The 24960-nt window shown below is 61.9% G+C and carries 31 protein-coding genes and 1 pseudogene; 4 read left to right on the forward strand and 28 right to left on the reverse strand.

Annotated features, from left to right (window positions below; genetic code table 11):
• Window positions 1-33: 33 nt before the first annotated feature.
• On the reverse strand, window positions 34-942 hold the full coding sequence (phnD, locus tag PAF12_RS08800; RefSeq protein WP_271106567.1) for a phosphonate ABC transporter substrate-binding protein: 909 nt from the start codon (window positions 940-942) through the stop codon (window positions 34-36).
• 21 nt (window positions 943-963) lie between these two features.
• Entirely contained in the window at window positions 964-1788 is an 825-nt protein-coding gene (phnC, locus tag PAF12_RS08805; RefSeq protein ID WP_271106568.1) for a phosphonate ABC transporter ATP-binding protein, read from the reverse strand.
• Between the two features lie 104 nt (window positions 1789-1892).
• On the opposite strand from phnC, the gene PAF12_RS08810 reads away from it, so the two are divergent.
• The 3 genes from PAF12_RS08810 (at window position 1893) to PAF12_RS08820 (ending at window position 7362) form a co-directional block, all read left to right on the forward strand.
• Window positions 1893-2680, forward strand: a protein-coding gene (locus PAF12_RS08810; protein ID WP_173485039.1) for an IS5 family transposase whose coding sequence is annotated in 2 segments (ribosomal slippage) — window positions 1893-2232 and window positions 2232-2680 — 789 coding nt in all. Because the reading frame shifts where the segments join, the coding sequence is not laid out codon by codon here.
• A gap of 468 nt (window positions 2681-3148) precedes the next feature.
• Window positions 3149-4261 (forward strand): efflux RND transporter periplasmic adaptor subunit, encoded by a 1113-nt coding sequence (locus PAF12_RS08815; protein WP_271106569.1) that lies wholly within the window; start codon window positions 3149-3151, stop codon window positions 4259-4261.
• Window positions 4258-7362, forward strand: coding sequence for an efflux RND transporter permease subunit (locus PAF12_RS08820; RefSeq protein ID WP_271106570.1), 3105 nt, complete (start codon window positions 4258-4260; stop codon window positions 7360-7362). The genes PAF12_RS08815 and PAF12_RS08820 overlap by 4 nt, the downstream gene beginning before the upstream one ends.
• A 113-nt stretch (window positions 7363-7475) precedes the next feature.
• Here PAF12_RS08820 and rpmD read toward each other — a convergent pair whose 3' ends face one another.
• The 20 genes and pseudogenes from rpmD to rpsJ form a co-directional block, all read right to left on the reverse strand.
• Window positions 7476-7664, reverse strand: a complete 189-nt coding sequence (gene rpmD, locus PAF12_RS08825; RefSeq protein ID WP_147095542.1) for a 50S ribosomal protein L30 — start codon at window positions 7662-7664, stop codon at window positions 7476-7478.
• A gap of 12 nt (window positions 7665-7676) precedes the next feature.
• A complete protein-coding gene (rpsE, locus tag PAF12_RS08830) occupies window positions 7677-8270 on the reverse strand; it encodes a 30S ribosomal protein S5 (protein WP_271106571.1) in 594 nt (197 codons plus the stop codon).
• 134 nt (window positions 8271-8404) lie between these two features.
• Complete coding sequence (gene rplR, locus PAF12_RS08835; protein WP_271106572.1) at window positions 8405-8764, reverse strand: 50S ribosomal protein L18; 360 nt, start codon at window positions 8762-8764, stop codon at window positions 8405-8407.
• 11 nt (window positions 8765-8775) lie between these two features.
• A complete protein-coding gene (gene rplF / locus PAF12_RS08840) occupies window positions 8776-9309 on the reverse strand; it encodes a 50S ribosomal protein L6 (protein WP_271106573.1) in 534 nt (177 codons plus the stop codon).
• Between the two features lie 10 nt (window positions 9310-9319).
• A complete protein-coding gene (gene rpsH / locus PAF12_RS08845) occupies window positions 9320-9718 on the reverse strand; it encodes a 30S ribosomal protein S8 (protein ID WP_271106574.1) in 399 nt (132 codons plus the stop codon).
• 10 nt (window positions 9719-9728) lie between these two features.
• Window positions 9729-10034 (reverse strand): 30S ribosomal protein S14, encoded by a 306-nt coding sequence (rpsN, locus tag PAF12_RS08850; RefSeq protein ID WP_271106575.1) that lies wholly within the window; start codon window positions 10032-10034, stop codon window positions 9729-9731.
• A 19-nt stretch (window positions 10035-10053) separates the two neighbouring features.
• Entirely contained in the window at window positions 10054-10614 is a 561-nt protein-coding gene (gene rplE / locus PAF12_RS08855) for a 50S ribosomal protein L5 (protein ID WP_271106576.1), read from the reverse strand.
• The gene (rplX, locus tag PAF12_RS08860; RefSeq protein WP_271106577.1) at window positions 10614-10919 is read right to left on the reverse strand and encodes a 50S ribosomal protein L24; all 306 of its coding nucleotides are present in this window, start codon (window positions 10917-10919) and stop codon (window positions 10614-10616) included. Before rplX ends, rplE begins: the two co-directional genes overlap by 1 nt.
• Window positions 10919-11287 carry a 50S ribosomal protein L14 gene (rplN, locus tag PAF12_RS08865; protein WP_090521031.1) on the reverse strand — a complete coding sequence of 123 codons (369 nt, stop codon included), beginning with the start codon at window positions 11285-11287 and terminating at the stop codon, window positions 10919-10921. The genes rplX and rplN overlap by 1 nt, the downstream gene beginning before the upstream one ends.
• Before the next feature lie 65 nt (window positions 11288-11352).
• Entirely contained in the window at window positions 11353-11601 is a 249-nt protein-coding gene (gene rpsQ, locus PAF12_RS08870) for a 30S ribosomal protein S17 (RefSeq protein WP_271106578.1), read from the reverse strand.
• A 10-nt stretch (window positions 11602-11611) separates the two neighbouring features.
• A complete protein-coding gene (gene rpmC, locus PAF12_RS08875) occupies window positions 11612-11818 on the reverse strand; it encodes a 50S ribosomal protein L29 (protein WP_271106579.1) in 207 nt (68 codons plus the stop codon).
• Between the two features lie 226 nt (window positions 11819-12044).
• Window positions 12045-12458 (reverse strand): 50S ribosomal protein L16, encoded by a 414-nt coding sequence (gene rplP / locus PAF12_RS08880; protein WP_271106580.1) that lies wholly within the window; start codon window positions 12456-12458, stop codon window positions 12045-12047.
• 12 nt (window positions 12459-12470) lie between these two features.
• On the reverse strand, window positions 12471-13187 hold the full coding sequence (rpsC, locus tag PAF12_RS08885) for a 30S ribosomal protein S3 (protein ID WP_271106581.1): 717 nt from the start codon (window positions 13185-13187) through the stop codon (window positions 12471-12473).
• Window positions 13188-13261: 74 nt separating this feature from the next.
• Window positions 13262-13639: pseudogene (gene rplV, locus PAF12_RS08890) on the reverse strand (50S ribosomal protein L22); the annotation flags it as partial.
• Window positions 13640-13644: 5 nt separating this feature from the next.
• Window positions 13645-13923 (reverse strand): 30S ribosomal protein S19, encoded by a 279-nt coding sequence (rpsS, locus tag PAF12_RS08895; protein WP_271106582.1) that lies wholly within the window; start codon window positions 13921-13923, stop codon window positions 13645-13647.
• A gap of 3 nt (window positions 13924-13926) precedes the next feature.
• Window positions 13927-14766 (reverse strand): 50S ribosomal protein L2, encoded by an 840-nt coding sequence (rplB, locus tag PAF12_RS08900; protein WP_271106583.1) that lies wholly within the window; start codon window positions 14764-14766, stop codon window positions 13927-13929.
• An 81-nt stretch (window positions 14767-14847) separates the two neighbouring features.
• A complete protein-coding gene (locus PAF12_RS08905) occupies window positions 14848-15144 on the reverse strand; it encodes a 50S ribosomal protein L23 (RefSeq protein ID WP_271106584.1) in 297 nt (98 codons plus the stop codon).
• On the reverse strand, window positions 15141-15761 hold the full coding sequence (rplD, locus tag PAF12_RS08910; protein WP_271106585.1) for a 50S ribosomal protein L4: 621 nt from the start codon (window positions 15759-15761) through the stop codon (window positions 15141-15143). The genes PAF12_RS08905 and rplD overlap by 4 nt, the downstream gene beginning before the upstream one ends.
• Window positions 15758-16633 carry a 50S ribosomal protein L3 gene (rplC, locus tag PAF12_RS08915; RefSeq protein WP_271106586.1) on the reverse strand — a complete coding sequence of 292 codons (876 nt, stop codon included), beginning with the start codon at window positions 16631-16633 and terminating at the stop codon, window positions 15758-15760. The genes rplD and rplC overlap by 4 nt, the downstream gene beginning before the upstream one ends.
• A gap of 10 nt (window positions 16634-16643) precedes the next feature.
• Window positions 16644-16952 carry a 30S ribosomal protein S10 gene (gene rpsJ / locus PAF12_RS08920; RefSeq protein ID WP_042247848.1) on the reverse strand — a complete coding sequence of 103 codons (309 nt, stop codon included), beginning with the start codon at window positions 16950-16952 and terminating at the stop codon, window positions 16644-16646.
• A 478-nt stretch (window positions 16953-17430) separates the two neighbouring features.
• Here rpsJ and PAF12_RS08925 point away from each other — a divergent pair.
• Window positions 17431-18218 (forward strand): IS5 family transposase gene (locus tag PAF12_RS08925; protein ID WP_173485039.1). Its coding sequence is split into 2 segments (ribosomal slippage): window positions 17431-17770 and window positions 17770-18218, totalling 789 coding nucleotides; the frame shifts between segments, so codons are not numbered across the junction.
• 316 nt (window positions 18219-18534) lie between these two features.
• Here PAF12_RS08925 and PAF12_RS08930 read toward each other — a convergent pair.
• The 6 genes from PAF12_RS08930 to PAF12_RS08955 form a co-directional block, all read right to left on the reverse strand.
• A complete protein-coding gene (locus tag PAF12_RS08930; protein ID WP_271106587.1) occupies window positions 18535-18801 on the reverse strand; it encodes a hypothetical protein in 267 nt (88 codons plus the stop codon).
• Between the two features lie 144 nt (window positions 18802-18945).
• On the reverse strand, window positions 18946-20121 hold the full coding sequence (gene tuf, locus PAF12_RS08935; protein ID WP_271106588.1) for an elongation factor Tu: 1176 nt from the start codon (window positions 20119-20121) through the stop codon (window positions 18946-18948).
• Window positions 20122-20241: 120 nt separating this feature from the next.
• Complete coding sequence (fusA, locus tag PAF12_RS08940) at window positions 20242-22365, reverse strand: elongation factor G (protein ID WP_271106589.1); 2124 nt, start codon at window positions 22363-22365, stop codon at window positions 20242-20244.
• Window positions 22366-22380: 15 nt separating this feature from the next.
• Window positions 22381-22851, reverse strand: a complete 471-nt coding sequence (rpsG, locus tag PAF12_RS08945) for a 30S ribosomal protein S7 (RefSeq protein WP_271106590.1) — start codon at window positions 22849-22851, stop codon at window positions 22381-22383.
• Between the two features lie 12 nt (window positions 22852-22863).
• Window positions 22864-23235, reverse strand: a complete 372-nt coding sequence (gene rpsL / locus PAF12_RS08950) for a 30S ribosomal protein S12 (protein WP_022705687.1) — start codon at window positions 23233-23235, stop codon at window positions 22864-22866.
• Between the two features lie 357 nt (window positions 23236-23592).
• Window positions 23593-24942 carry an ATP-binding protein gene (locus PAF12_RS08955; protein WP_271106591.1) on the reverse strand — a complete coding sequence of 450 codons (1350 nt, stop codon included), beginning with the start codon at window positions 24940-24942 and terminating at the stop codon, window positions 23593-23595.
• Window positions 24943-24960 lie beyond the last annotated feature (18 nt).

Consider the following 24960-nt stretch of genomic DNA (forward strand, 5'->3'; position numbering starts at 1 on the left):
GAAGCAGAATGCCCCGCGCCGCAATGTTAAGGCTTAGCTGCCCGAGGCGTCCTGCGCCTGACGGACCTCGATGATGGTCTGGTAAGCGTCGTGATCGACCGGGGTGAAGCCAGCGGTCTCACCCGAGGCGACGCCATAGGCGCATTCCTGATCTTTCTCGATCAGGCCCTCGACCAGAGCGGTCATCTTGTCCTTGACGTCCTGCGGCAGCGCCTTGCGCAGCACGACCGGACCTTCCGGGATCGGCTTGGAGCGCCAGATCTCGACCAGATCGTTCATGTCGACGATACCAGCATCAACCGCCTTGCGCAGCGCGCCGGAGTTGTAGCCGTCTTCCCAATCGCCCTGACCGTCAGCCCAGGTCACGCCGCCGTCGATGTCGCCGTTATTGACCGCAACGATGGTCTGCTCGTGACCGCCGGTGAACTTGACGTCAGCGAAGTACTCGCCCGGCTCGACCGAGTAGCCCGATTTCGGCATTTCGACCGACGGGATCAGGTAGCCGGAGGTGGAGTTCGGATCGCCGAAGCCCAGAACCTTGTCCTTCATGTCGTCCATCGAGGTGATACCGCTGTCAGCGCGGGCAAAACCGATGGAGAAATAGGTGGAGCTGCCGTCGAGATTGGTCTTGACCAGAACCGGCTCAACCGCCTCGGGGTCGGTCAGATAGGCCTTCGCGTAGCCGGAAGCACCCAGCCATGCCATGTCCAGCGAACCGCCCAGCAGACCCTGGATCACGCCGTCATAGTCAGCCGGGGTGAACAGCTTGACCGGAACGCCCAGCTCTTCCTCGGCATAGGCGCGCAGGCATTCGTTGCTGGTCATCCGGTCCTGGGCGTTCTCGCCGCCCAGAACGCCGATGTTGAACTCAGCGATCTCTTGCGCGGCAGCCGGCAGAGCCAGAGCAGCAGCGATCAGCGAAGTGGTCAGGAAGAGTTTCATGGTTTTCTCCTGTTAAGAAAATCAGTCCGTCAGCATCTGTTGGGCAAATTCGCGGTCGCCTTCGGCGGGGCCGTCGATTGCCGTCGAGGTTGCAGCTTCGGAAAAATCGGCGCCCGCGCCATAAATGTCGCGCGCAACGCCGGTCGTCAGTTGCTCCGGCGAGCCGTCAAAGACGATCCGCCCCTTGCGCATCCCGATCACCCGGTCGCAATAGCGCCGCGCCGTGTCGAGCGTGTGCAGGTTTGCGATGACCGTGCGGCCATCCTGTTCGTGGATCTGGCGCAGACTGTCCATCACCACCTGTGCATTCATCGGATCAAGGCTGGCAATCGGCTCATCGGCAAGGATGATCTTCGGATCCTGCATCAGCGCCCGCGCGATCGCGACACGCTGCTGCTGCCCGCCCGACAGCGCCTCCGCCCGTTTCGGGGCCTGCTCGGCAATGCCCAGCCGGTCGAGGATCGCTATGGCGCGGTCGATATCTTCCCGCGACCAGATATTGAACAGCGTCGACAAGGTGCCGCGCTTGTTCAAGAGCCCGTGCAGCACGTTGGAGACGACATCCAGACGCCCGACAAGGTTGAACTGCTGAAAGATCATCGCGCAATCGGCCTGCCAGGCGCGCTTGTCCCCGCCTTTCAGCGACAGGACATCCTTGCCGTCGACAAGAAGCTGTCCCTCGCTTGCATCGGTCAGGCGGTTGATCATGCGCAGCAGGGTCGATTTCCCGGCGCCCGAGCTGCCGATGACGCCGATCATCATGGAACGGTCAATCGTGAAGCTCGCACTGTCCACGGCACGGGTGTTGCCGAAGATACGCGTTACATTGGATGCTTCGATCTGCATATATGCGGTCTGCTTATTTCTGCCTTTTTCAAGGCCGGGACTAGGTCGTGTTGACAAAAGGGATTCACATCAGGCTTTGAGCATGATTCAAGCTGGCATCTGCGATGGAGACCAGCTTGGCACGAGACCTTATGTCGGACGAGGAATGGACGTTCTTTGAGCGCTTCATCCTCGCCGTCCGCGCCCCGAACGGGCGTAAACCCACCAACCACCGCCTCGTTCTTGATGGGATTTTCTGGATTGCCCGAACCGGGGCGCCTTGGCGCGATCTTCCCGGGGAGTTCGGCAAGTGGTCGAGCGTCTATCGGCAATTCCGGCGCTGGACGTTGGCCGGGCTCTGGGAGGACATCATGGAGGCACTGAACCAGAGCGGAGCTGTGCCAAGCGCCCTGCAGATGATCGACAGCACCGTAATCCGCGCCCACCATCAGGCAGCGGGCGCTAAAGGGGGACTCCACGACAGGGTTTCGGCCGTTCTCGAGGTGGCTTTACGACCAAGATCCACCTCCTCGTCAATGCACACGGGCTTCCCATGAGGACAGAGATCACGCCAGGCCAGACGTCGGACTATCTCGGCTTCGATCTGGTGATGGCGGATAATCTGCCCCGCCCGAGCGTGCTGCTCGCGGATCGCGGCTACGATGCAGACAAGATCAGAGACGGCATGGAAGCGCGCAACGTCCTGCCCGTGATCCCGATGCGAAAGTCCCGCAAGAAGCGGATTGGTGTCGATCGCTCGCTGTATCGCCTGCGTAATCTGGTCGAACGCTGCTTCAACAAGCTCAAGAACGCCAGGCGTGTCGCGACCCGCTACGACAAGACGGCGGAAAGCTTCCTCGGCTTCATTGACATCACGTCGATCCGTCTCTGGATCCGCCATTTGTCAACATGACCTAGAAGCCCTGTGCAACGATTTGGCGTCGTTTTTGTAACAGTCAGGTGAAGACGCAGTCAGAGGCAGGCATTGCCCGACGGTCCATCAGGCCTGAAATCACTAATCTTGAATGAGGTTTCGCGGCGAAACCTGGCAGGGCAAATCAGGCTTCAGAGATGAACGAATTTACAAGCGGCAATCGGGGCTGGCATCGGAAACACGCTGAACAGCCACTGCGCCGCCGCGCCGCATCCGCGATGGAGCAATCTTTGAAACAGCTTTTCCCGATTACATGATTTCAATCGCTTGCTGCGAATAACACGCCGGAAACCCGGATTTCGGCACCGAACCCCACGCGGCGAAAGGTCTCACAGCATGGTCAATAATCGTTGAGCCCGGCACCGATTCGCATTTTTCGGTTGTTCTGCACAACAATCCGTATGATTCTTGTCAAAGTCCCAGCCAAACCATGTTGAGGCAGCCAAGATGCGCGCACTGAAACTCGTGCTCGGCATAATCGTGATCGTGGCCGCCGCTTTCGGCGGGCTGTATGTCACTGACCGGCTGATGGCCGCGCAGGACACGGAGTTTTCCGGCGGACGTCCGCCCGGCGGCGGTCAGGTCGTGCAGGTCGAAACCGTTCAGCCGCAAACTCAGCGGTTTCTGGAAAGCGTCCGCGCCGTGGGAACCGCACGGGCGCGGCAAGCGCTGCAATTGATGCCCGACGCGGGCGGGCGAATCGCGAGCATAGATTTTCAGCCCGGCGATCAGGTTTCGGCAGGCGACTTGCTGATCCAGCTCGACGACCGTGCGGAACAGGCGGAGCTGAAAGCGGCAGAGGCAACGCTGGCGGAGGCAGAGGCGGCTTTTGCCCGGCAGGAACAGTTGAACCGCAGCGGCAGCTCCTCCGACGCCGCGTATCAGACCGCGCGGGCGGCATTGCTGCGGGCCGAGGCGGATCGCGACACTGCCCGTCTTGCGCTTGAGGACCGCAGCCTGCGCGCGCCGTTTGCCGGGGTGATCGGGCTGACCGATCTGGTCGAGGGGCAGATGATAGATACCTCGACCGCCATCGCGACGCTTGACGATCTTTCAGTCATCGAGGTCGATTTCAGTGTGCCCGAAACGCTTCTGCCCCGCCTGCGCCGTTGGCAGCGGGTGAAGCTGACCTCGGCGGCATGGCCGGATCGCGTGTTCGAAGGCAAGATCAACCGGATCGACAGCCGCGTCGATTCCGCCACCCGTTCGATTGCGATCAGGGCCGGGATCGCCAATGACGACCGCGCATTGGCGGGCGGGATGTTTCTTCAGGTCGAACTGGTTCTGGACCAGCGCGAAGGCGTCTCGATCCCCGAACGTGTCCTTCAGGTCGAAGGCGATCAGACGCTGGTGATGGTGGCCGAAGACGGGGTGGCGCGCCGCGCCGCGATTGAGATCGGCCAGCAGATCGACGGTCGGGTCGAGCTTCTGTCCGGCCTGTCACCCTCAGCGCAGATCATCGTGACCAACCTGCACCGCGTCGCCCCCGGCACGGCGGTAGAGGCGATCCCGCAGGACAACCCGACCGAAACCCCCGCCGCGCCGGAGGGCAACGGATGAGCCTGCCGGAGCTTTCACTGCGTCGGCCCGTGCTGGCCACGGTGATGAGCCTGCTGATCATGCTGCTCGGCATCATGGCGCTGACCCGGTTGCCGCTGCGCGAATTGCCGCAGGTGGAGGCGGCGCAGATCACCGTCAGCGTCGATTACACCGGGGCCTCGCCCGATGTGGTTGACAATCAGGTCGCGACCGTCGTTGAAGGCGCGCTTGCAGGGATCACCGGGCTACGCTCCATCTCCACCGAGTCGGAGCGTGGCGGGATGCGCACCGTCATGGCCTTCGACCCCTCGCGGAATATGGACGAGGCCGCGAATGACGTGCGCAACGCCGTGGAGCGGGTGGTGAACCAGTTGCCCGACGGGGCGGAGCGGCCGCGCATCGACAAGAACGACAGCGAGGGCGATCCGGTGATGCGGCTCAGCCTCGCCAGCCCCGACATGACCCCGTTGGAGCTGTCCGATTTCGCCGACCGCTTCCTGACCGACCGGCTGGCCCGCCTGCCCGGCGTGGCGAATGCGGCGATCTTTGGCGAACGCTCGCCTGCCATGCGGCTCTGGCTCGATCCGGCGCGGATGGCGGCTTATGGCATCACGACCAGCGACATCGTCTCCGCCCTGCGGGCGAATAATATCGAGTTGCCCGCAGGCGAGATCGAAACCGGGGCGCGGCAATTGCAGGTGCTGGCGGAGACCCGGTTTTCCTCTGCCGACGGTTTCCGGCAGGTGGTGATCCGCAATAATGGCGCGCGCCCGCTGCGCCTCGGCGATGTGGCGGAGATCGAGGAAGGGCCCGCACAGCGCAATTCGATCTTCCGCTCCAACGGCGCGCTGTCGCTTGGCCTTGGCATTCAGGCGCAGGCACGGTCCAACACCGTCGCCATTTCCCGCGCCGTCCGGGAAGAGCTGGCGCGCATCCGCCCCACCCTGCCCGAAAACATGACGCTGATCGTCACATCCGACGAAGCCGTTTTCATCGAAAGCTCCATCGAACAGGTGCTGAAAGTCTTCGCGGAGGCCGTGGCACTCGTCACGGCGGTGATCTTCCTGTTCCTCGGGTCGCTGCGGCTGTCGATGGTGCCGGTCGTCACCATTCCGATATCGGCCCTTGGCGCGGCGCTGTCGATGATGATGCTGGGTTTCACCATCAACATCCTGACCCTGTTCGCGCTTATCCTTGCCATCGGTCTGGTGGTCGATGACGCGATTGTCGTGCTTGAAAACATCCAGCGTCACCGGGCAATGGGCGAAAGTCGGGCAGAGGCGGCGCGGCGCGGTGCCGGTCAGGTCAGCTTCGCGGTCATCGCAACCACGGCGGTGCTGATCGCGGTGTTCCTGCCGGTCAGCTTCATGCAGGGCGAAATCGGCCAGCTTTTTGCTGAGTTCGGCATCACGCTGGCCGTGGCCGTCGCGGTCTCCGGCTTCGTCGCGCTGACCCTGTCGCCGGTACTCGCGGCCCGGGCCATGCCGCGTGAGGACCGGCCCAATCTGCTGACCCGTGGCGTCGACCGGATGATCAAATGGCTGGAACGGATATATCGCACCGTGCTGGACATGATGATCGCCCGCCCTCTGCCGATCCTCGCCGTCACAGCCTTCATTATGGCTGGTGCCTTCGCGATCTATCAGAACCTGCCGAAGCAGCTGACCCCGGATGAGGACCGCAACAGCCTGATGATCTTCGTCGCTGCCCCGCAGGGGGCAAATCTGGAATACACCGATGCGGCGGTCAGGAAGATCGAGGCGATGCTGGAACCGCTGCGCGAAGACGGGACGATCAGCAATATCACCGCCATCGTCGGTAGCTGGGGGGAGGAGCGGCGCGCCATGCTGTTCGTCAGCCTTGTGCCATGGGGGGAACGCGACATGGGTGTGGGGGAGCTGGTGTCCGACCTTCGCCCGAAACTCGCCACCATATCTGAGGTCGCGACATTCGTGCGCCCCGCAGGCGGTCTGGGCATCGGCGGTTCAGTCGGGAATATCCGCTGGATGCTGGGCGGGCCGGATGTCGAACGGACGGCCGCATGGGCCGAGCAGCTCGCCGCGATGCTGGAGGGCGACAGCCGCCTTGCGTCGATCGAGGTCAGCGCAACGGCGAACCAGCCGGGCGCTAGCCTGCTGATCGACCGGGCCCGCGCACAGGATCTGGGTCTCGACGCCGAAACCGTCGGCGAAACGCTTCAGGTTCTGTTCGCGTCCAGCCGGGTCGGGGAATACAGCCGTGACGGGCGGCAATATCCGGTGATCCTGCAAGCCGCGCCGGAGGACCGGGACTCCATCGAGGACATGCTGTCCGTGCTGCTGCGGAATAATCGCGGCGACCTGATCCCGCTATCCGCCTTCGCCAGCATGACCACAGGCGCGACCATGCCCGAGATCAATCGCTATGACCGCCTGATCTCCATCGAGATGCAAGCCGATCTGACCGAGGGCGTCGATCTGGCCAATGCCATGTCGGCGGTCGAAGCGGCGGTTCTGGAACTGCCCGCAGGCGCGGTTCTGGCGTGGGAGGGGCAGGCCTCGGATTATCTGGAAAGCTCCGGCGGGATCGCCATGGTGTTCGCGCTGGCGCTGTCCATCGTGTTTCTGGTCCTCGCCGCCCAGTTCGAGAGCTTCCGCACCCCGATCACCATCATGCTGACCGTGCCGCTTGGCCTTGCCGGGGCCGTGGTGACGATCCTGATGACCGGCGGGACGGTGAATATCTTCTCGCAGGTCGGCATGATCCTGATGATCGGCATCATGGCCAAGAACGGCATCCTGATCGTCGAGTTCGCCAATCAGCTGCGCGAGGCGGGCAAGCCGCTGGTCGAGGCGGCGCGCGAAGGCGCCGTCACCCGGCTCCGCCCGGTGCTGATGACCACCATTGCGACCGTGCTGGGCGCGGTTCCGCTGGCCCGCGCATCGGGTGCGGGTGCCGAAAGCCGCCGCGCTATCGGGACGGTGATCGTCGGCGGGCTGAGCCTCGCCTTTGTCCTGACGCTGCTGCTGACGCCGGTGATCTATGTGCTGATCGAGCGGCTGCGCTTCGGCCCGGAGGATGAGGCGGAGCCGAAACCCCGGCCTGCCCCGCCAACTGCGCAGCCCGCGTCAGGGCAGGAATAACGGCAGCAGGCCCGAACCATACGGGGCGACGCGACGGGCAAGCCCCGGGATCGAGACGCCCCAAAGAGAAAGACCGGGGAAAATGAAAAAGGCCGGGTCGCCCCGGCCTGTTCTCAGTTCTTTTCTTCGATGATGACCGCCAGATGCGGGATCTTGGCGACCATGCCCCGGACCGCCGGGGTGTCTTCCAACTCGCGGGTGCGGTGCATCTTGTTCAGGCCCAGACCTTTCAGCGTCTCACGCTGGATGGCGGGGCGGCGGATCGGGGAGCCGATCTGCTTGACGACGATGGTTTTTGCCATGTTGCCCTCTCCTTACGCCTGTGCCGAGGTTTCGGTCGCGGCGGTGCCGGCTTCGGCTTCGGGTGCCTTTTCCTGCGACGGCAGGATGTCGGCGACCTTCTTGCCGCGGCGCTGAGCCACGGAACGCGGCGAGGCTTCCGATTTCAGACCGTCCAGCGTGGCGCGGATCATGTTATAGGGGTTCTGCGAACCCAGCGATTTCGCAACAACGTCCTGAACGCCCAGCATCTCGAACACGGCGCGCATCGGACCACCTGCGATGATCCCGGTACCGGGAACGGCTGTCCGCATGACGACGCGGCCCGCACCGTGGCGGCCGGTGGTGTCATGGTGCAGCGTGCGACCGTCGCGCAGCGGCACGCGGATCATGTTGCGCTTGGCCTGCTCGGTTGCCTTGCGGATCGCCTCCGGCACCTCTTTGGCCTTGCCCTTGCCGAAGCCGACACGACCCCGCTGATCGCCCACGACGACCAGAGCGGCGAAGCCGAAGCGCTTACCACCTTTGACGGTTTTCGAGACACGGTTGATCGCGACCAGACGGTCGGCGAATTCCGGGGTTTCCTCGCGCTGTTCGCGGCGGCCCCGGCGGTTTTCACGTTCTGCCATTCGGCATTCCTTCTTTGGTGGCGCGCTTGTCCGGCGCCGTTCAACTCAATCCAGGTGGGCAGGACAGCCCGAAGCCCCCTGCCCCCGGATCATCGGGGCGGCACCACGATCAAGCGCGGCGCCGCCCACAGTCATCAGAACTTCAGACCGCCTTCGCGGGCCGCATCTGCAAGTGCCTTGATCTTGCCGTGGAACAGGAAACCGCCACGGTCGAACACTACCTGCTCGACACCGGCTTTCTTGGCCCGTTCCGCGATTGCCGCGCCAACCTTGGCGGCGGCATCGACATTGTTCTTGCCGACCACGCCAAGATCCTTCTCCAGCGAGGACGCCGCAGCCAGGGTCCGGCCCTGTGCATCGTCGATCACCTGAACGGAGATGTTCTTGGACGAACGGTGGACGGACAGGCGCGGACGGCCACCAGCCATCGCGCGCAGCTTGTTCCGGTTGCGCAGGCGGCGCTTGAGGAACAGATCTCTCTTTTTCAGTGCCATTTTCGCGCCCCTTACTTCTTCTTGCCTTCCTTGCGGAAGACATATTCATCCTTGTAGCGGATACCCTTGCCCTTATAGGGCTCCGGCGCACGCCACTCGCGGATGTTTGCCGCAACCTGACCAACCTGCTGCTGGTCGATGCCTTCCACGACGATTTCGGTCTGCTTCGGCGCGGTGATCGTCACGCCGTCAGGCGTTTCGAAATTCACCTCATGCGAATAACCGAGCGACAGTTTCAGGGTCTTGCCCTGCATCTGCGCACGATAACCGACGCCCTGGATTTCCAGCTCTTTCTTGAAGCCTTCCGACACGCCGGTCATCAGGTTCGCCACCATCGAGCGGGTCATGCCCCACTGCTGGCGCGCACGCTTCGACAGGCCGCGCGGGCTGACGACGACGGAGCCGTCTTCCATCTTCAGTTCGACATCGTCATTCGCGGTGAAGCTGCGGGTGCCTTTCGGCCCTTTGACTTCAATCGTCTGACCTTTGACCTCGGCCGTCACGCCCTTGGGCAGTTCGACCGGTCTTTTACCAATTCGAGACATCCTGCCCTCCTTAGAATACGGTGCAGAGCACTTCGCCGCCGACATTGGCGTTGCGTGCATTTGCATCCGACATCACGCCTTTCGGCGTCGAGACGATGGAAACGCCCAAACCCTGACGGACCTGCGGGATTTCCTTGGCACCGGCATAAACGCGGCGGCCCGGCTTGGAGACGCGGGCAAGCTCACGGATGACCGGCTGGCCGTCGAAGTATTTCAGCGAGATTTCCAGCTCTTTATGGCCGGCCTCGGTGGTGACTTCTTCGTAGCCGCGGATGTAACCTTCAGCCTGCAGCACATCGAGAACCCAGGCGCGCAGCTTGGAGGCCGGGGTGCGGACGGTCGATTTGCCGCGCATCTGCGAGTTGCGGATACGGGTCAGCATATCGCCGAGAGGATCGTTCATATTCATTGTCGCCCCCTTACCAGCTCGATTTGACCAGGCCCGGGATCGCGCCCTGAGCGCCAAGCTCGCGCAGCATGATCCGGCTGAGTTTCAGTTTGCGGTAATACGCATGCGGACGACCGGTGAGTTGGCACCGGTTGTGCAGGCGCGTCGGCGAGGAGTTGCGCGGCAGTTCAGCCAGTTTCAGCGTCGCCTTGAAGCGCTCTTCCATCGGGCGTTCCTGATCGTGAATGATCTCGTTCAGTTCGGCACGTTTGGCGGCGTATTTCTTGACCAGACGTTCGCGCTTCTTCTCGCGCTCAACCATGGATTTCTTAGCCATATCTTCTTTCCCTCCGCGATCAGTTGCTGAACGGCATGTTGAAATGCTTCAACAGCGACTTCGCTTCCGCGTCGGTCTTCGCGGTGGTGCAGATGATGATGTCCATCCCCAGAACTTCGTCGACCTTGTCGAAGTTGATTTCCGGGAACACGATATGTTCCTTGAGGCCCATGGCGTAGTTGCCGCGGCCATCGAACGCCGTGCCCTTCACGCCGCGGAAGTCGCGGACGCGCGGCAGCGCGATGTTGATCAGGCGATCGAGGAATTCATACATGCGGTCGCCGCGCAGGGTCACCTTGGCACCCAGCGGCATTTCCTCGCGAACGCGGAAACCGGCGATGGATTTCTTGGCCTTGGTGGTGACAGCCTTCTGGCCCGCGATGAGCGACAGCTCTTCAGCGCCCTGCTTGACCTTCTTGGTGTCCTTGACGGCCTCGCCGATGCCCATGTTCAGCACGATTTTTTCGAGCTTCGGGATCTGCATGTCGTTCTTGTAGCCGAACTCTTCTTTCAGAGCGGCGCGGATCTTGTCGCGGAACTGCTGGCGCAGACGCGGCGTGTACTTGGATTCGTCCAGCATCAGATCGCATCTCCCGTGGTCTTGGCGAAACGGACCTTCTTGCCGTCTTCCTCGCGGAAGCCGACGCGGGTCGCTTTGCCGTTCTTGTCCAGCAGTGCCAGATTCGACAGGTCGATCGGCATATTCTTGGGAATACGGCCACCCTGCGAATTCTGCGACTGACGGGTGTGACGCAGCGCGATGTTCACGCCGTCCACGACAGCCTTGCCGTCTTTCGGCAGAACCTGCGTGATCTCACCCTGCTTGCCCTTGTCCTTGCCGGCAAGGACGACGACCTTGTCGCCTTTTTTCAGCTTGGCAGCCATTACAGCACCTCCGGAGCGAGCGAGATGATCTTCATGAAGTTCTTCGCGCGCAGCTCACGAACGACCGGCCCGAAAATACGGGTGCCGACCGGTTCGCCCTGGTTGTTCAGGATGACGGCGGCATTCTGGTCGAAGCGGATCGAGGTGCCGTCTTCGCGTTTCACTTCCTTGGCAGTGCGCACGACGACGGCCTTGCGGACATCGCCTTTCTTCACGCGACCGCGCGGAATGGCTTCCTTGACGGAAACGACAATGATGTCGCCGACCGACGCATAGCGACGGTGCGAACCACCCAGAACCTTGATGCACTGAACTTTCCGGGCACCGGAATTGTCAGCAACATCCAGATTGGTCTGCATCTGGATCATGGTTTACTCCCGACCTTTGGGGACGACGATGCGGGTCGCCCCAGGGTTTCGAATTTATCCGGACCTCAGGCCGACGCGGCTGCGTCTTCCGTCAGGACGGTCCAGCGTTTGGTCTTCGAGACCGGCGCACATTCGATAATCCGAACGGTATCGCCGACCTTGAACTGGTTATCCGCGTCATGGGCGCGGTATTTCTTGGACGACCGCACAGTCTTGTGCAGCAGCGGGTGCTTGAAGCGGCGTTCCACCAGGACGGTCACAGTCTGGTCGTTCTTGTCCGAGGTCACGGTGCCTTGCAGGATGCGTTTGGGCATATCGGTCCCCTTACTTCGACGACGCGGCGTCAGCCGCTTTCTGGTTCAGAACGGTTTTCACACGCGCCACATCGCGGCGCACGGCGCGCATGCGGGCGGTCGATTCGAGCTGGCCGGTGGCCTGCTGGAAGCGAAGGTTGAACGCTTCCTTTTTCAGCGACACGAGCTGCTCATTGAGCTGCTCGGGCGTCTTGTCTTTCAGTTCCTGCGCTTTCATTGCGCTTTTTCCTTTCAACATCACCGGAGAGCCCCGCTTGCCACGGGCCACCCTGATTCCGGTGGAGTTTCATGATGAAGGCTTGGCCATACATGCCCGGCGCATGGTTGGCAAGCATTTTCCCGGAAATTCTTGGCGCGGCCGACCGGCCGTTGCCACAAAAGCGAAAAGGCCCCGCCGTCGCCGGCGGGGCCCCAACCGTAGGGTGCGCTTCAGCGCACCACCCTTACCAGTCCTGACGCTCGACGATGCGGGTCGTGACCGGCAGTTTCATCGCGCCGAGGCGCAGCGCCTCGCGGGCGATGGTGTCGGAGACGCCGTCGATCTCGAACATGATCCGGCCGGGGTGAACCCGAGCCGCCCAGTAATCGACGGAGCCCTTACCTTTACCCATCCGCACCTCGGTCGGTTTCGAGGAAACCGGCACGTCCGGGAACACCCGGATCCAGACCCGGCCCTGACGCTTCATGTGGCGGGTGATCGCGCGGCGAGCCGCTTCGATCTGGCGAGCGGTGACACGCTCAGGCTCGGTGGCCTTCAGCGCGAAGGAGCCGAAATTGATGTCGAAGCCGCCCTTGGCTTCGCCGTGAATCCGGCCCTTGTGCTGTTTGCGGAACTTGGTCCGTTTCGGTTGCAGCATTGTTACTTCTCCTTAGCGGGCATCGCGGTCGCGACGCGGGCCACGGGGTGCGGGGCCTTCCTGAGCCTCGGCGGCGCGGCGTTCGCGGGCGGAAGGATCATGCTCCATGATCTCGCCTTTGAAGATCCACACCTTGATGCCGATGATCCCGTAAGGCGTCATCGCCTCGGCCAGTGCATAGTCGATATCGGCGCGCAGCGTGTGCAGCGGCACACGGCCTTCGCGATACCATTCGGTCCGCGCGATCTCGGCACCGCCAAGACGACCGGCGACGTTGACCCGGATGCCAAGGGCACCCATGCGCATCGCGTTCTGAACCGAGCGCTTCATCGCCCGGCGGAACGAAACCCGGCGTTCAAGCTGCTGGGCGATCGACTCGGCCACCAGTTGCGCGTCCAGCTCCGGCTTGCGGACCTCGACGATGTTCAGATGCAGTTCGCTGTCGGTGAATTGCGACAGTTTCTTGCGCAGAACCTCGATATCGGCGCCCTTCTTGCCGATGATGACACCCGGACGCGCGGCGTGGATGGTCACGCGGCATTTCTTGTGCGGGCGCTCGATGATGACGCGGCTGATGCCGGCCTGCTTGGCTTCTTTCTTGATGAACTCGCGGATGCGAACGTCCTCAAGCAGCAGGTCGCCATATTCCTTGTCATCGGCATACCAGCGGCTGTCCCAGGTGCGGTTGACCTGGAGGCGCATCCCGACGGGGTTGACCTTCTGACCCATTACGCTTGCTCCTCTGCGGTGTCTGCCTTGGCGGTCTTGCGGGAAGCTTTCTTGGCTTCCGCCGCAGCCGCGGCAGCGGCCGGATCGACCTCGCGCAGCTTGATGGTGATTTCCGAGAACGGCTTCATGATGCGACCGTAACGGCCACGCGCCCGCGGACGGCCACGCTTCATCACCAGGTTCTTGCCAACCCAGGCTTCGGCAACCACGAGGTTGTCGACGTCGAGGTTATGGTTGTTCTCGGCATTCGCGATGGCCGATTGCAGCAGCTTCTTCACATCGCCCGCGACGCGGCGCTTGGAGAAGGTCAGATCGTTCAGAGCCTTCTCGACCTTCTTGCCGCGGATCAGACCGGCAACGACATTCAGCTTCTGCGGGCTGACACGAACCATGCGCGCCTTCGCCATCGCTTCGTTATCCGCCACGCGGCGCGGATTCTTTTCCTTACCCATGACGATTACTTCCTTTTCGCTTTCTTGTCGGCCGCGTGACCGTAATAGGTCCGGGTCGGCGAGTACTCACCGAATTTCTGACCGATCATGTCTTCGGAGACGGAAACGGGGATATGCTTATGCCCGTTATAGACGCCGAAGGTCAGACCGACGAATTGCGGCAGAATGGTCGAACGACGCGACCAGATCTTGATGACATCCGATTTACCCGACTCGCGGGCTTTTTCGGCCTTTTTCAGCACATAGGCGTCAACAAAAGGCCCTTTCCAAACAGAACGTGCCATGGATTAGCGCCCCTTCTTGCGTGCGTGACGCGACCGCAGGATATATTTGTCGGTCGACTTGTTGGTGCGGGTCCGTTTGCCCTTGGTGTCTTTGCCCCAGGGCGTCACCGGCGTCCGGCCACCCGAGGTCCGGCCCTCACCACCACCATGCGGGTGGTCGATCGGGTTCATGGCGACACCGCGCACGCTCGGGCGGATGCCCTTGTGACGGTTGCGGCCAGCCTTGCCGAAATCCTGGTTCGAGTGATCGGGGTTCGACACGGCACCGATGGTGGCCATGCATTCCTGACGGACCATGCGCAGCTCGCCCGAGGACAGGCGGATCTGGGCGTAACCGCCATCGCGGCCCACGAACTGGGCGTAGGTGCCGGCGGAACGCGCGACCTGACCGCCCTTGCCGGGCTTCAGTTCCACGTTGTGAACAATGGTGCCGATCGGCATGCCCGAAAACGGCATAGCGTTGCCCGGCTTGACGTCCACACGCTCGCCCGCGACGACCTTGTCGCCCACGGCCAGACGCTGCGGTGCCAGGATATAAGCCTGCTCGCCATCGTCATATTTGATCAGCGCGATGAACGCAGTGCGGTTGGGATCGTATTCGATCCGCTCGACCGTGCCCGAGACATCGAACTTGGTGCGCTTGAAATCGACGATGCGATACAGGCGCTTTGCCCCGCCGCCCTTGCGGCGCATGGTGATCCGTCCGGTGTTGTTCCGGCCGCCCTTCTTGGTCAGACCCTCGGTGAGGGTTTTGACCGGACGACCTTTCCAAAGCTCCGAACGGTCGATCAGAACCAGCCCGCGCTGGCCAGGCGTCGTCGGTTTATACGACTTGAGTGCCATCTTTCTGTCTTCCGTTGCTTTGTTTCGTCAAAAACTCATGCGGCCCCCGGTTGACCCGGAGACCGCGATCCTTCGCCTCGATCAGAGTCCGGTGGACACGTCGATCGAATTGCCTTCTTCCAGCGTGACATAGGCTTTCTTCACGTCCGAACGGACGCCGGGGCGGCCGCGGAAACGCTTGGTCTTGCCTTTGGTCACGGTGGTGTTGACCGCTTTCACCTTGACGTCGAACAGGGTTTCCACAGCTTCCTTGATCTGCGGCTTGTTCGCGTCGATCGCCACTTCGAAAACGAAGGCGTTGCTTTCGCCCGCCAGGGTCGATTTCTCGGTGATGATCGGCTTGCGGATCACGTCGTAATGTTCAGCTTTCGCGCTCATTTCAGGCGAGCCTCCAGAGCTTCGACACCCGCCCGCGTGATGACCAGAGTATCACGCTTGAGAATGTCATAGACGTTTGCACCCATCGAGGGCAGCACATCGACCCCGTCGAGGTTCCGCGCGGCGCGGGCAAAGCCCTCGTTCACGTCGGCACCGTCGATGACCAGCACGCGCTTCCAGCCGTTTTCCTTCACGGCCTTGGCGACGGCAGCGGTCTTGGCGTCAGCGATGTTCAGATCCTCGACCACGACCAGCTCACCCGCCGTGGCTTTCGCCGACAGGGCGTGCTTAAGGCCAAGCGCGCGGACCTTTTTCGGCAGGTCGAACGCATGGCTGCGTGGGGTCGGACCCTTGTAGACACCACCCTTGCGGAAGATCGGCGCCTTGCGGGAACCGTGACGTGCGCCGCCGGTGCCTTTCTGGCGATAGATCTTCTTGGTCGAGTAGCTGACTTCGGACTTGGTCAGAACCGAGTGGGTCCCCTGCTGCGCCTTGGCGCGCTGCCAGCGGACGACACGTTGCAGGATGTCGCCGCGCGGCTCCAGCCCGAAAATCTCGTCGGCCAGCTCGATGGACCCGGCCTTACCGGAGTCCAGCTTGATCACATCGAGTTTCATTCCTTGTTCTCCCCTTCCGGAGCGGCGTCGTCAGCCCCGCCCTCGTCAGCCTTGTCGGCTTCGATCGAGGCTTCGGCTTCCTTCAGCGCGGCTTCCTGCTCGGCGGCGGCGGCTTCTTCAGCGGCCTTGCGCGCGGCTTCTTCCTCGGCGGCAGCGGCTGCTGCGGCTTCCTCGGCGATACGCTGCGCTTCTTTCAGCTTCGAACGGGTCGCAGCCGGGGTGATCAGGTTCTCGGGCAGCTCTTTCTTGACGGCATCCTTGACGATGACCCAGCCACCTTTGGAACCCGGAACCGAACCCTTGACCATGATCAGGCCACGGTCGGTGTCGGTCTTGACGACCTGCAGGTTCTGGGTGGTCACGCGAACCGCGCCCAGATGACCGGCCATCTTCTTGCCCTTGAACACCTTGCCCGGGTCCTGACACTGACCGGTCGAACCGTGCGAACGGTGGCTGATCGACACACCGTGCGAGGCCCGCAGACCGCCAAAGTTGTGACGCTTCATCGCACCGGCAAAACCCTTACCGATGGAGGTGCCCGCAACATCGACGAACTGGCCGGCGAAATAGTGGTCAGCGATGATTTCCTCGCCCACATCGACGAGGTTGTCCTCGGAGACGCGGAACTCGGCGATCTTGCGCTTCGGCGCGACACCGGCCTTGGCGAAATGCCCGCGCAGCGGGGCCGCCACGCGCTTGGCCTTGGCGTCGCCGGCACCGAGTTGCACGGCAATATAGCCGTCCTTCTCAGCGGTGCGCTGCGAGACCACCTGCAGATTGTCCAGCTGAAGCACGGTCACCGGAACCTGGCGGCCATCTTCCATGAACAGCCGGGTCATGCCCAGCTTCTTGGCGATTACACCTGTACGCATTGCCGCCCCCTTACACCTTGATCTCGACATCCACGCCAGCGGCGAGGTCGAGCTTCATCAGCGCGTCGACGGTCTGCGGCGTCGGATCGACGATGTCCAGCAGACGCTTATGCGTGCGGATTTCCCACTGGTCGCGCGATTTCTTGTCGATATGCGGACCACGCAGGACGGTGAATTTCTCGATCTTGTTCGGCAGCGGGATCGGCCCGCGAACCGTGGCACCCGTGCGCTTGGCCGTGTTCACGATTTCCTGGGTGCTGGCATCCAGCACGCGATAATCGAACGCCTTGAGCCGAATGCGAATATTCTGACTTTGCATCGTCATCCCTCGGAGCTTTGAGGGTTCCAGTCGAGAGGCTGACGACACACCACGCGGCGCCAGCATCGGACCTGTATAAAAACTGCGAAGCCGCCCTATAGGGGGCGGCCCCGACAGATGCAAGCGAATCCTTGTGATTCAGGCGGATTCGGTCGCGATGTGCGCGTATAGCGTCAGGTGGGGATGGGGGTCAAGGGGGGCGGGAAGCTCTATATTTGTCTCAAATTTCCAGTCCTTGCCCGGCTACGAGCATCATTAGCTCCCTTGCTGGTGATCAGCACCCATGTAGCAAACGCAAGCTTGTCTTTCCTTCCGACTCGATCCAGAGCGGCAATGCTGTCCTCTGCGAGCGTCGCAAAACTCAGCGCTTCAATTTTACTGATCCTAATCATCGGGTCGTAATCGGCTGAATGTCTAGGTCGTGTTGACAAAAGGGATTCACATCAGGCTTTGAGCATGATTCAAGCTGGCATCTGCGATGGAGACCAGCTTGGCACGAGACCTTATGTCGGACGAGGAATGGACGTTCTTTGAGCGCTTCATCCTCGCCGTCCGCGCCCCGAACGGGCGTAAACCCACCAACCACCGCCTCGTTCTTGATGGGATTTTCTGGATTGCCCGAACCGGGGCGCCTTGGCGCGATCTTCCCGGGGAGTTCGGCAAGTGGTCGAGCGTCTATCGGCAATTCCGGCGCTGGACGTTGGCCGGGCTCTGGGAGGACATCATGGAGGCACTGAACCAGAGCGGAGCTGTGCCAAGCGCCCTGCAGATGATCGACAGCACCGTAATCCGCGCCCACCATCAGGCAGCGGGCGCTAAAGGGGGACTCCACGACAGGGTTTCGGCCGTTCTCGAGGTGGCTTTACGACCAAGATCCACCTCCTCGTCAATGCACACGGGCTTCCCATGAGGACAGAGATCACGCCAGGCCAGACGTCGGACTATCTCGGCTTCGATCTGGTGATGGCGGATAATCTGCCCCGCCCGAGCGTGCTGCTCGCGGATCGCGGCTACGATGCAGACAAGATCAGAGACGGCATGGAAGCGCGCAACGTCCTGCCCGTGATCCCGATGCGAAAGTCCCGCAAGAAGCGGATTGGTGTCGATCGCTCGCTGTATCGCCTGCGTAATCTGGTCGAACGCTGCTTCAACAAGCTCAAGAACGCCAGGCGTGTCGCGACCCGCTACGACAAGACGGCGGAAAGCTTCCTCGGCTTCATTGACATCACGTCGATCCGTCTCTGGATCCGCCATTTGTCAACATGACCTAGCAACCTGCAGCTGTTTGAACGCGTCGGCGAAATCCTTGATATCCTGGGGAAATGCAACGTTTCCTGCACCATTACACGCATTCTTCGCGGCACCATGATCCAAGCCACGGTATACCTCTACCCATGCTTTGTTTGGGCGAGTTCTTTTCGAGGCTCCAACCAGTGCATCGGCGCAAGAACGCGCCAGATGATGGAATACAGCATAATACGCAGCACTGACAGAGCGCCTAAGGTCGGCTTGCTTAGGCCTCCTTCCACTGGCGGAACTAAGAGATTTCGCAGAGCCAATCAGTCCCTTTGCGAGCGAGGTATCAGGCATGAGCCTCTACGGGCCTTATCACGGGGAACACGTCCCTCATATCCTCGCCGAGTGCATCTCGTACACGGCCCGTTAAACCAAAAAACTTCCCTGCGAAGTCTGCCGCGGTAGCCTCGCGCTCCATAACGACCGTCACAAAAATCGTAACTTCCCCATCGCTCGCTCTTACTGCATCAATGCTAACTTCATGAACTTTTCTACCGATGCGCTCTCTAACCACCCGGTCAACCGCATCTGCTATTTCTCTGCTAACTTCCACGCAGACCTCCTGTAGCTAAGAGTTAGCTTGCACGAAGAAAGCAAAATTACCATGCACAAGTTCCCTCACAAAGCAAAAAGCCCGCCCCTTTCGGGACGGGCCTTGTCTGTCGCGTGGTGCGCGTGCGCGCACCCTACGCCGTGATCACTCGATGATCTTCGCAACAACGCCGGCGCCGACGGTGCGGCCGCCTTCGCGGATCGCGAAGCGCAGTTTTTCTTCCATCGCGATCGGCGCGATCAGCTCAACCTCGAATTTCAGGTTGTCGCCCGGCATCACCATTTCCGTGCCTTCCGGCAGCGTCACCGAACCGGTCACATCCGTGGTCCGGAAGTAGAACTGCGGACGGTAGTTCGCGAAGAACGGGGTGTGGCGACCGCCTTCTTCCTTGGTCAGGATATAGGCCTCGGCCTCGAACTTCGTGTGCGGGGTCACCGAACCCGGCTTGGCCAGAACCTGACCGCGCTCAACGCCGTCACGCTCCACGCCGCGCAGCAGGGCACCGATATTGTCGCCCGCTTCACCGCGATCCAGCAGTTTGCGGAACATCTCGACGCCGGTGCAGGTGGTTTTCTTGGTCGGGCGGATGCCGACGATTTCAAGCTCGTCACCCACGTTGACCGCGCCACGCTCGACCCGGCCGGTCACAACCGTACCACGGCCAGAGATCGAGAACACGTCCTCGATCGGCATCAGGAAGGGCTGGTCGACAGCGCGTTCCGGGGTCGGGATATATTCGTCCACAGCCTTCATCAGTTCGCGGATCGAGTTCTCGCCGATTTCCGGGTCACGGCCTTCCAGAGCCGCCAGCGCCGAACCCTTGACGATCGGAATATCGTCGCCCGGGTATTCGTAGGAGGACAGCAGTTCGCGGACTTCCATCTCGACCAGTTCCAGCAGTTCCTCGTCATCGACCTGGTCGACCTTGTTCAGGTACACCACGATGTAGGGGATGCCGACCTGACGGCCCAGCAGGATGTGCTCGCGGGTCTGCGGCATCGGGCCGTCAGCCGCGTTCACCACCAGGATCGCGCCGTCCATCTGCGCGGCACCGGTGATCATGTTCTTGACGTAGTCGGCATGGCCGGGGCAGTCGACATGGGCGTAGTGACGGTCGTCCGTCTCATACTCGACATGCGCGGTCGAGATGGTGATCCCACGCGCCTTCTCCTCGGGCGCGCCGTCGATCTGGTCATAGGCCTTGAAGTCACCGAAATACTTCGTGATCGCAGCCGTCAGCGTCGTCTTGCCGTGGTCAACGTGACCAATCGTACCGATGTTGACATGCGGCTTCGTGCGTTCGAATTTTGCTTTTGCCATTGCAAAGCTCCTTTGAATGACGGTGCGCTGAAGCGCACCCTACGGGTGGTAGGGTGCGCTTCAGCGCACCGTACGAGTACGGGTGGAGCGGTGCGGAAGATATATCCCGCACCGCCTTGATTACGCGTATTTCTTCTGGATTTCGTCCGAGATGTTCTGCGGCACGGCATCGTAATGGTCGAACTGCATCGTGAACACTGCGCGGCCCGAAGACATCGAGCGCAGGTTGTTGATATAGCCGAACATATTGGCCAGCGGCACGAAAGCGTCGATGACGTTCGCGTTGCCGCGGCTGTCCTGACCACGAACCATCCCGCGACGGGAGGTCAGATCGCCGATGATCGAGCCGGTATATTCCTCCGGTGTGACCACTTCGACCTTCATGATCGGCTCCAGCAGTTTCGCACCGGCCTTGCGCAGACCTTCGCGCATCCCGGCACGGGCGGCGATTTCGAAGGCCAGAACGGACGAGTCAACATCGTGGAACGCGCCATCGATCAGCGCGACCTTGAAGTCGATCACCGGGAAGCCGGCGAGCGGACCGCTGTCCATGACCGATTTGATACCCTTCTCGACGCCCGGAATATATTCCTTCGGCACCGCACCACCGACGATACGCGATTCGAAGGAGTAACCTTCGCCCGGCTCGGTCGGGGTGATGATCAGCTTCACGCGTGCGAACTGGCCGGTACCGCCCGACTGTTTCTTATGCGTGTAGTCAATCTCGGCTTCGGTCGAGATGGTTTCGCGGTAGGCCACCTGCGGCGCACCGATATTCGCCTCGACCTTGAACTCGCGCTTCATGCGGTCGACCAGAATGTCGAGGTGAAGTTCACCCATGCCCTTCATGATCGTCTGACCCGATTCCAGATCGGTTTCGACGCGGAAGGACGGGTCTTCGGCAGCAAGGCGCTGCAACGCGAGGCCCATCTTTTCCTGGTCGGCCTTGGATTTCGGCTCCACGGCGATCTCGATGACCGGCTCGGGGAAGGTCATGGTTTCCAGAACCACCTGCTTCGACGGATCCGACAGCGTGTCGCCCGTGGTGGTTTCCTTCAGACCGGCCAGCGCGATGATGTCACCGGCATAGGCTTCCTCGATCTCTTCGCGGTTGATGGCGTGCATCAGCATCATCCGACCGACACGCTCGCGCTTGCCCTTGGTCGAGTTCAGCATGGTGTCGCCTTTCTTCACCATACCGGAATAGATCCGGGTGAAGGTCAGCGAGCCCACGAAGGGGTCGTTCATGATCTTGAACGCCAGCGCCGAGAACGGCTCGGCATCGTCAGCCGGACGCGGGATGTTACGCTCTTCGTTCTCGTCATCGGGCGAGAAGCCCATCAGGGTCGGCACGTCCTGCGGACCCGGCAGGAAGTCGATCACTGCGTTAAGAAGCGGCTGTACGCCTTTGTTCTTGAAAGCAGAACCGGCCAGCATCGGGAAGAAGGACAGCGACAGCGTACCTTTGCGGATCAGCTTGCGCAGCGTGTCCTCGTCGGGCTCATTGCCCTCCAGATACTGCTCCATGGCGTCATCGTCCTGCTCGACAGCAAGCTCAATCATCTTGCCGCGCCATTCGTCGGCCATGTCCTGCAGCTCGGCACGGATCGGCCGGCGCTCCCAGTTGGCGCCCAGATCTTCGCCGGTCCAGACCCATTCTTCCATGGTGATCAGGTCGATGATGCCTTCCAGCTGATCCTCGGCACCGATCGGCAGAACGATCGGGCAAGGGGTACCGCCGGTGCGTTCCTTGACCATTTTCACACAGTTGAAATAGTCGGCGCCGATCTTGTCCATCTTGTTGACGAAGACCAGCCGCGGAACCTTGTAGCGGTCGGCCTGACGCCACACCGTCTCGGTCTGCGGCTCAACACCTGCGTTACCGTCCAGCAGCGCAACCGCACCGTCGAGAACCGCCAGCGAACGCTCGACTTCAATGGTGAAGTCAACGTGGCCGGGGGTGTCGATGATGTTGAAGCGGAACTTGGTGTCCGAAGTCCCCTCCGCGCTCGGATCCTCCTGGCGCTGCCAGAAAGTCGTGGTCGCGGCCGAGGTGATGGTGATTCCGCGCTCGGCTTCCTGTTCCATCCAGTCCATCGTCGAGGCACCGTCATGGGTCTCGCCGATTTTGTGGTTCTTGCCGGTGTAGAACAGGATACGCTCGGTCATCGTGGTCTTGCCGGCATCGATGTGCGCCATGATGCCGAAGTTACGATAACGCTGAATCGGATATTCGCGGGACATGGGAGTTCCTTCCGTTTACCAGCGGTAATGGCTGAACGCTTTGTTCGCGTCGGCCATCTTGTGGGTGTCTTCGCGCTTCTTAACGGCGGTGCCGCGGCCATTGACGGCATCGGCAAGCTCGCCGGCGAGGCGTTCTTCCATGGTATTTTCGTTGCGGTTCTTCGCAGCGGTGATCAGCCAGCGGATGGCCAGCGCTTCGCGGCGGGTCGGGCGAACCTCGACCGGAACCTGATAGGTGGCACCACCGACGCGGCGCGAGCGCACTTCGACGGAGGGTTTCACATTGTCGAGGGCTTCGTGGAAGACTTCGACCGGCTCGCGCTTGAGCTTCGATTCAACGCGGTCCAGCGCGTTATAAACGATGCGCTCGGCAACCGATTTCTTTCCGTCAACCATCAGGTTGTTCATGAATTTCGTGAGGACGCGATCGCCGAACTTGGCGTCGGGCAGCACTTCGCGCTTCTCAGCGGCGTGACGACGTGACATGGATCTCTCTCCTTATTTCGGACGCTTCGCGCCGTATTTCGAGCGGCGCTGACGGCGGTCTTTGACGCCCTGGGTATCCAGCACACCGCGCAGGATGTGGTAACGGACACCCGGAAGGTCTTTCACACGGCCGCCACGGATCAGCACGACGCTGTGTTCCTGGAGGTTGTGCTTTTCGCCCGGAATGTAGGAGATGACCTCGAAGCCATTCGTCAGGCGCACCTTGGCGACCTTCCGCATAGCAGAGTTCGGTTTCTTCGGCGTCGTGGTATAGACGCGCGTGCAGACGCCACGCTTCTGCGGGCATCCCTGGAGGTGCTGCGACTTAGAGCGCTGCACTTTCGGCTGCCGCGGTTTGCGGATCAGCTGTTGAATCGTCGGCATTCGGTTCCCCGTCTTGCTTCTGTCAATACTCGCAGTCATCAGACTGCGCCACTTCTCGACGGCCAGTTGCGCGAATCGCAAAAAGCCAAAGCCCCATCCGTTCCCGTTGCCGGGGCGGCGGGGCTATCCAGTGGATCCGGGCCGTTTCGGCCCAAATCCCGACCTGAAGGTTCTGGACCCCGAAAGGCAAACCCTCCGGGTCTGCGGGGCTATAGGCGGAATCAGGAATTCTGTCAACAAGACGCCGGGAAGAAGCGCGCGCGACCGGTCAACCCGGTTTCTGTGCTGCACCGCGTTTCACATGGGGCAGCAAACCACCCGTTGCAAGCCCCCCTTTTGCCAGCGATCAGGCGCGGTCTAACGCGGAAACGCGATCTCCGCCTTCAGCCCGCCCAGAGCCTCGCTGCGGCCAAGCCGCAACTGCCCGCCCAGCATCCGCGCCGTATCGGCGGCGATGGCAAGGCCCAGACCCGCCCCCTCGCCCCGGTTGCGCGACCGCGCCGGATCGAGCCTGCTGAACGGGCGCAGCGCCATCTCCCGCTGCGCCTCGGGAATGCCAGGCCCGTCATCCTCGACCGCGACGGTGACCGAGCGCTTGCCGAGCGACAGTTCCACCCGCACCCGGCTGCCATAGCGCGCCGCATTGCCGATCAGGTTCTCGACCGAGCGGCGCAGCATATCGGGCCGGAACACGGCATTGTCGTCCTCCTGCACGCCCGGCGCGTTCAGCGACACATCATAGCCGGACCGGGTGGCATCGCCAACGATCCGTTCCATGAACGGCAGAAGCGCCACCGTCTCCGGCGGGGTTTCCTGTGCCGTGTCGCGTGCGAAGGCCAGAAAGGCGTTGATCATCTGCGACATCTCCTCGACGTCGCGCTGCATATCCGCGATGTCCTGCGCATCCGGCTCCATCTCCGGTGACAGCATCGAAAGCGAAAGCTGCAACCGGGTCAGCGGCGTGCGCAGGTCATGGCTGATCCCGCTCAGCATCATGCCGCGCTGCTCCGCCAGCCGCTCCAGCCGGTTGCGCATATCCAGAAACGCCGCCCCCGCGCTGCGGATTTCGACCGCGCCGCCGGGCCGGTAGGGCGTCACCCTGCCCTTGCCGTAATCCTCCGCCGCGCGCGCCAGCCGCCGGATCGGGCGCAGCTGGTTGCGCAGAAACACCCCCGCAATCACCGTCATCAGCGCCGCCGTGAACCCCAGCAGCACCAGCAATTGATGCGGGTTCGAGGCGCTGACCCGTTCACGCGGAAATGTCAGCACATACGGCCCCAGCACCCCGTCCAGACCCAGCCTGACCCGGCTCAGATCGCCCAGCTCCACAGCCCGCAGCATCGGCAGATTGCGCTGCAGCTCATCCGCCACGATCCGGCCGGAGACGTCATAGAACACCCGGCTATCCTCCACCGGATCTCCCGGCATCTCCAGACTCAGCCCGAGATTGCCCGCCACCCACTCCCCTTCCCGCAGCGCAGCATCGGCGCTGCCCGGCTGGTCTAGGCTGCTGGCGACGAAGGCGATCTCCTGCGCGACGGAATGGGTCATCTGCCGCGTCACATCCTCGAAATGCCGTTGCAGGAACATCACGGTGACCACCAGCACCATGGTGAACACCGGCAACAGCAGGATCAGCACCGCGCGCCCGTAAAGCCCGCGCGGCATGAATCGCTTCAGCCATCCGAAGTCAGGACCGAATTTCATGGCGCCCCCTGATTTGCC

The sequence above is a fragment of the Paracoccus sp. SCSIO 75233 genome (assembly GCF_027912675.1).
Classification (GTDB): Bacteria; Pseudomonadota; Alphaproteobacteria; order Rhodobacterales; family Rhodobacteraceae; genus Paracoccus.

Bases quoted from the DNA above. Each gene is read 5' to 3' on its own strand.
- fusA (WP_271106589.1), bottom strand. From the start codon at position 22,365: ATGTCCCGCGAATATCCGATTCAGCGTTATCGTAACTTCGGCATCATG.
- rpsC (WP_271106581.1), bottom strand. From the start codon at position 13,187: ATGGGTCAGAAGGTCAACCCCGTCGGGATGCGCCTCCAGGTCAACCGC.
- rplX (WP_271106577.1), bottom strand. From the start codon at position 10,919: ATGGCTGCCAAGCTGAAAAAAGGCGACAAGGTCGTCGTCCTTGCCGGC.
- rplD (WP_271106585.1), bottom strand. From the start codon at position 15,761: ATGAAACTCGATGTGATCAAGCTGGACTCCGGTAAGGCCGGGTCCATC.
- rpsJ (WP_042247848.1), bottom strand. From the start codon at position 16,952: ATGCAAAGTCAGAATATTCGCATTCGGCTCAAGGCGTTCGATTATCGC.
- rplN (WP_090521031.1), bottom strand. From the start codon at position 11,287: ATGATCCAGATGCAGACCAATCTGGATGTTGCTGACAATTCCGGTGCC.
- rplR (WP_271106572.1), bottom strand. From the start codon at position 8,764: ATGGCACTGAAAAAGAGAGATCTGTTCCTCAAGCGCCGCCTGCGCAAC.
- rpsN (WP_271106575.1), bottom strand. From the start codon at position 10,034: ATGGCTAAGAAATCCATGGTTGAGCGCGAGAAGAAGCGCGAACGTCTG.
- rpsL (WP_022705687.1), bottom strand. From the start codon at position 23,235: ATGCCGACGATTCAACAGCTGATCCGCAAACCGCGGCAGCCGAAAGTG.
- rpsS (WP_271106582.1), bottom strand. From the start codon at position 13,923: ATGGCACGTTCTGTTTGGAAAGGGCCTTTTGTTGACGCCTATGTGCTG.
- rplF (WP_271106573.1), bottom strand. From the start codon at position 9,309: ATGTCTCGAATTGGTAAAAGACCGGTCGAACTGCCCAAGGGCGTGACG.
- rpmC (WP_271106579.1), bottom strand. From the start codon at position 11,818: ATGAAAGCGCAGGAACTGAAAGACAAGACGCCCGAGCAGCTCAATGAG.
- rpsQ (WP_271106578.1), bottom strand. From the start codon at position 11,601: ATGCCCAAACGCATCCTGCAAGGCACCGTGACCTCGGACAAGAACGAC.
- phnC (WP_271106568.1), bottom strand. From the start codon at position 1,788: ATGCAGATCGAAGCATCCAATGTAACGCGTATCTTCGGCAACACCCGT.
- phnD (WP_271106567.1), bottom strand. From the start codon at position 942: ATGAAACTCTTCCTGACCACTTCGCTGATCGCTGCTGCTCTGGCTCTG.
- rplB (WP_271106583.1), bottom strand. From the start codon at position 14,766: ATGGCACTCAAGTCGTATAAACCGACGACGCCTGGCCAGCGCGGGCTG.
- PAF12_RS08955 (WP_271106591.1), bottom strand. From the start codon at position 24,942: ATGAAATTCGGTCCTGACTTCGGATGGCTGAAGCGATTCATGCCGCGC.
- rpsE (WP_271106571.1), bottom strand. From the start codon at position 8,270: ATGGCAGAACGTGAAAACCGCCGGGGCCGCCGCGAACAGCGCGAGGAA.
- rpsG (WP_271106590.1), bottom strand. From the start codon at position 22,851: ATGTCACGTCGTCACGCCGCTGAGAAGCGCGAAGTGCTGCCCGACGCC.
- rplC (WP_271106586.1), bottom strand. From the start codon at position 16,633: ATGCGTACAGGTGTAATCGCCAAGAAGCTGGGCATGACCCGGCTGTTC.
- PAF12_RS08820 (WP_271106570.1), top strand. From the start codon at position 4,258: ATGAGCCTGCCGGAGCTTTCACTGCGTCGGCCCGTGCTGGCCACGGTG.
- rplE (WP_271106576.1), bottom strand. From the start codon at position 10,614: ATGCTGGACGAATCCAAGTACACGCCGCGTCTGCGCCAGCAGTTCCGC.
- tuf (WP_271106588.1), bottom strand. From the start codon at position 20,121: ATGGCAAAAGCAAAATTCGAACGCACGAAGCCGCATGTCAACATCGGT.
- PAF12_RS08815 (WP_271106569.1), top strand. From the start codon at position 3,149: ATGCGCGCACTGAAACTCGTGCTCGGCATAATCGTGATCGTGGCCGCC.
- PAF12_RS08905 (WP_271106584.1), bottom strand. From the start codon at position 15,144: ATGAGCGCGAAAGCTGAACATTACGACGTGATCCGCAAGCCGATCATC.
- rplP (WP_271106580.1), bottom strand. From the start codon at position 12,458: ATGCTGCAACCGAAACGGACCAAGTTCCGCAAACAGCACAAGGGCCGG.
- rpmD (WP_147095542.1), bottom strand. From the start codon at position 7,664: ATGGCAAAAACCATCGTCGTCAAGCAGATCGGCTCCCCGATCCGCCGC.
- rpsH (WP_271106574.1), bottom strand. From the start codon at position 9,718: ATGAATATGAACGATCCTCTCGGCGATATGCTGACCCGTATCCGCAAC.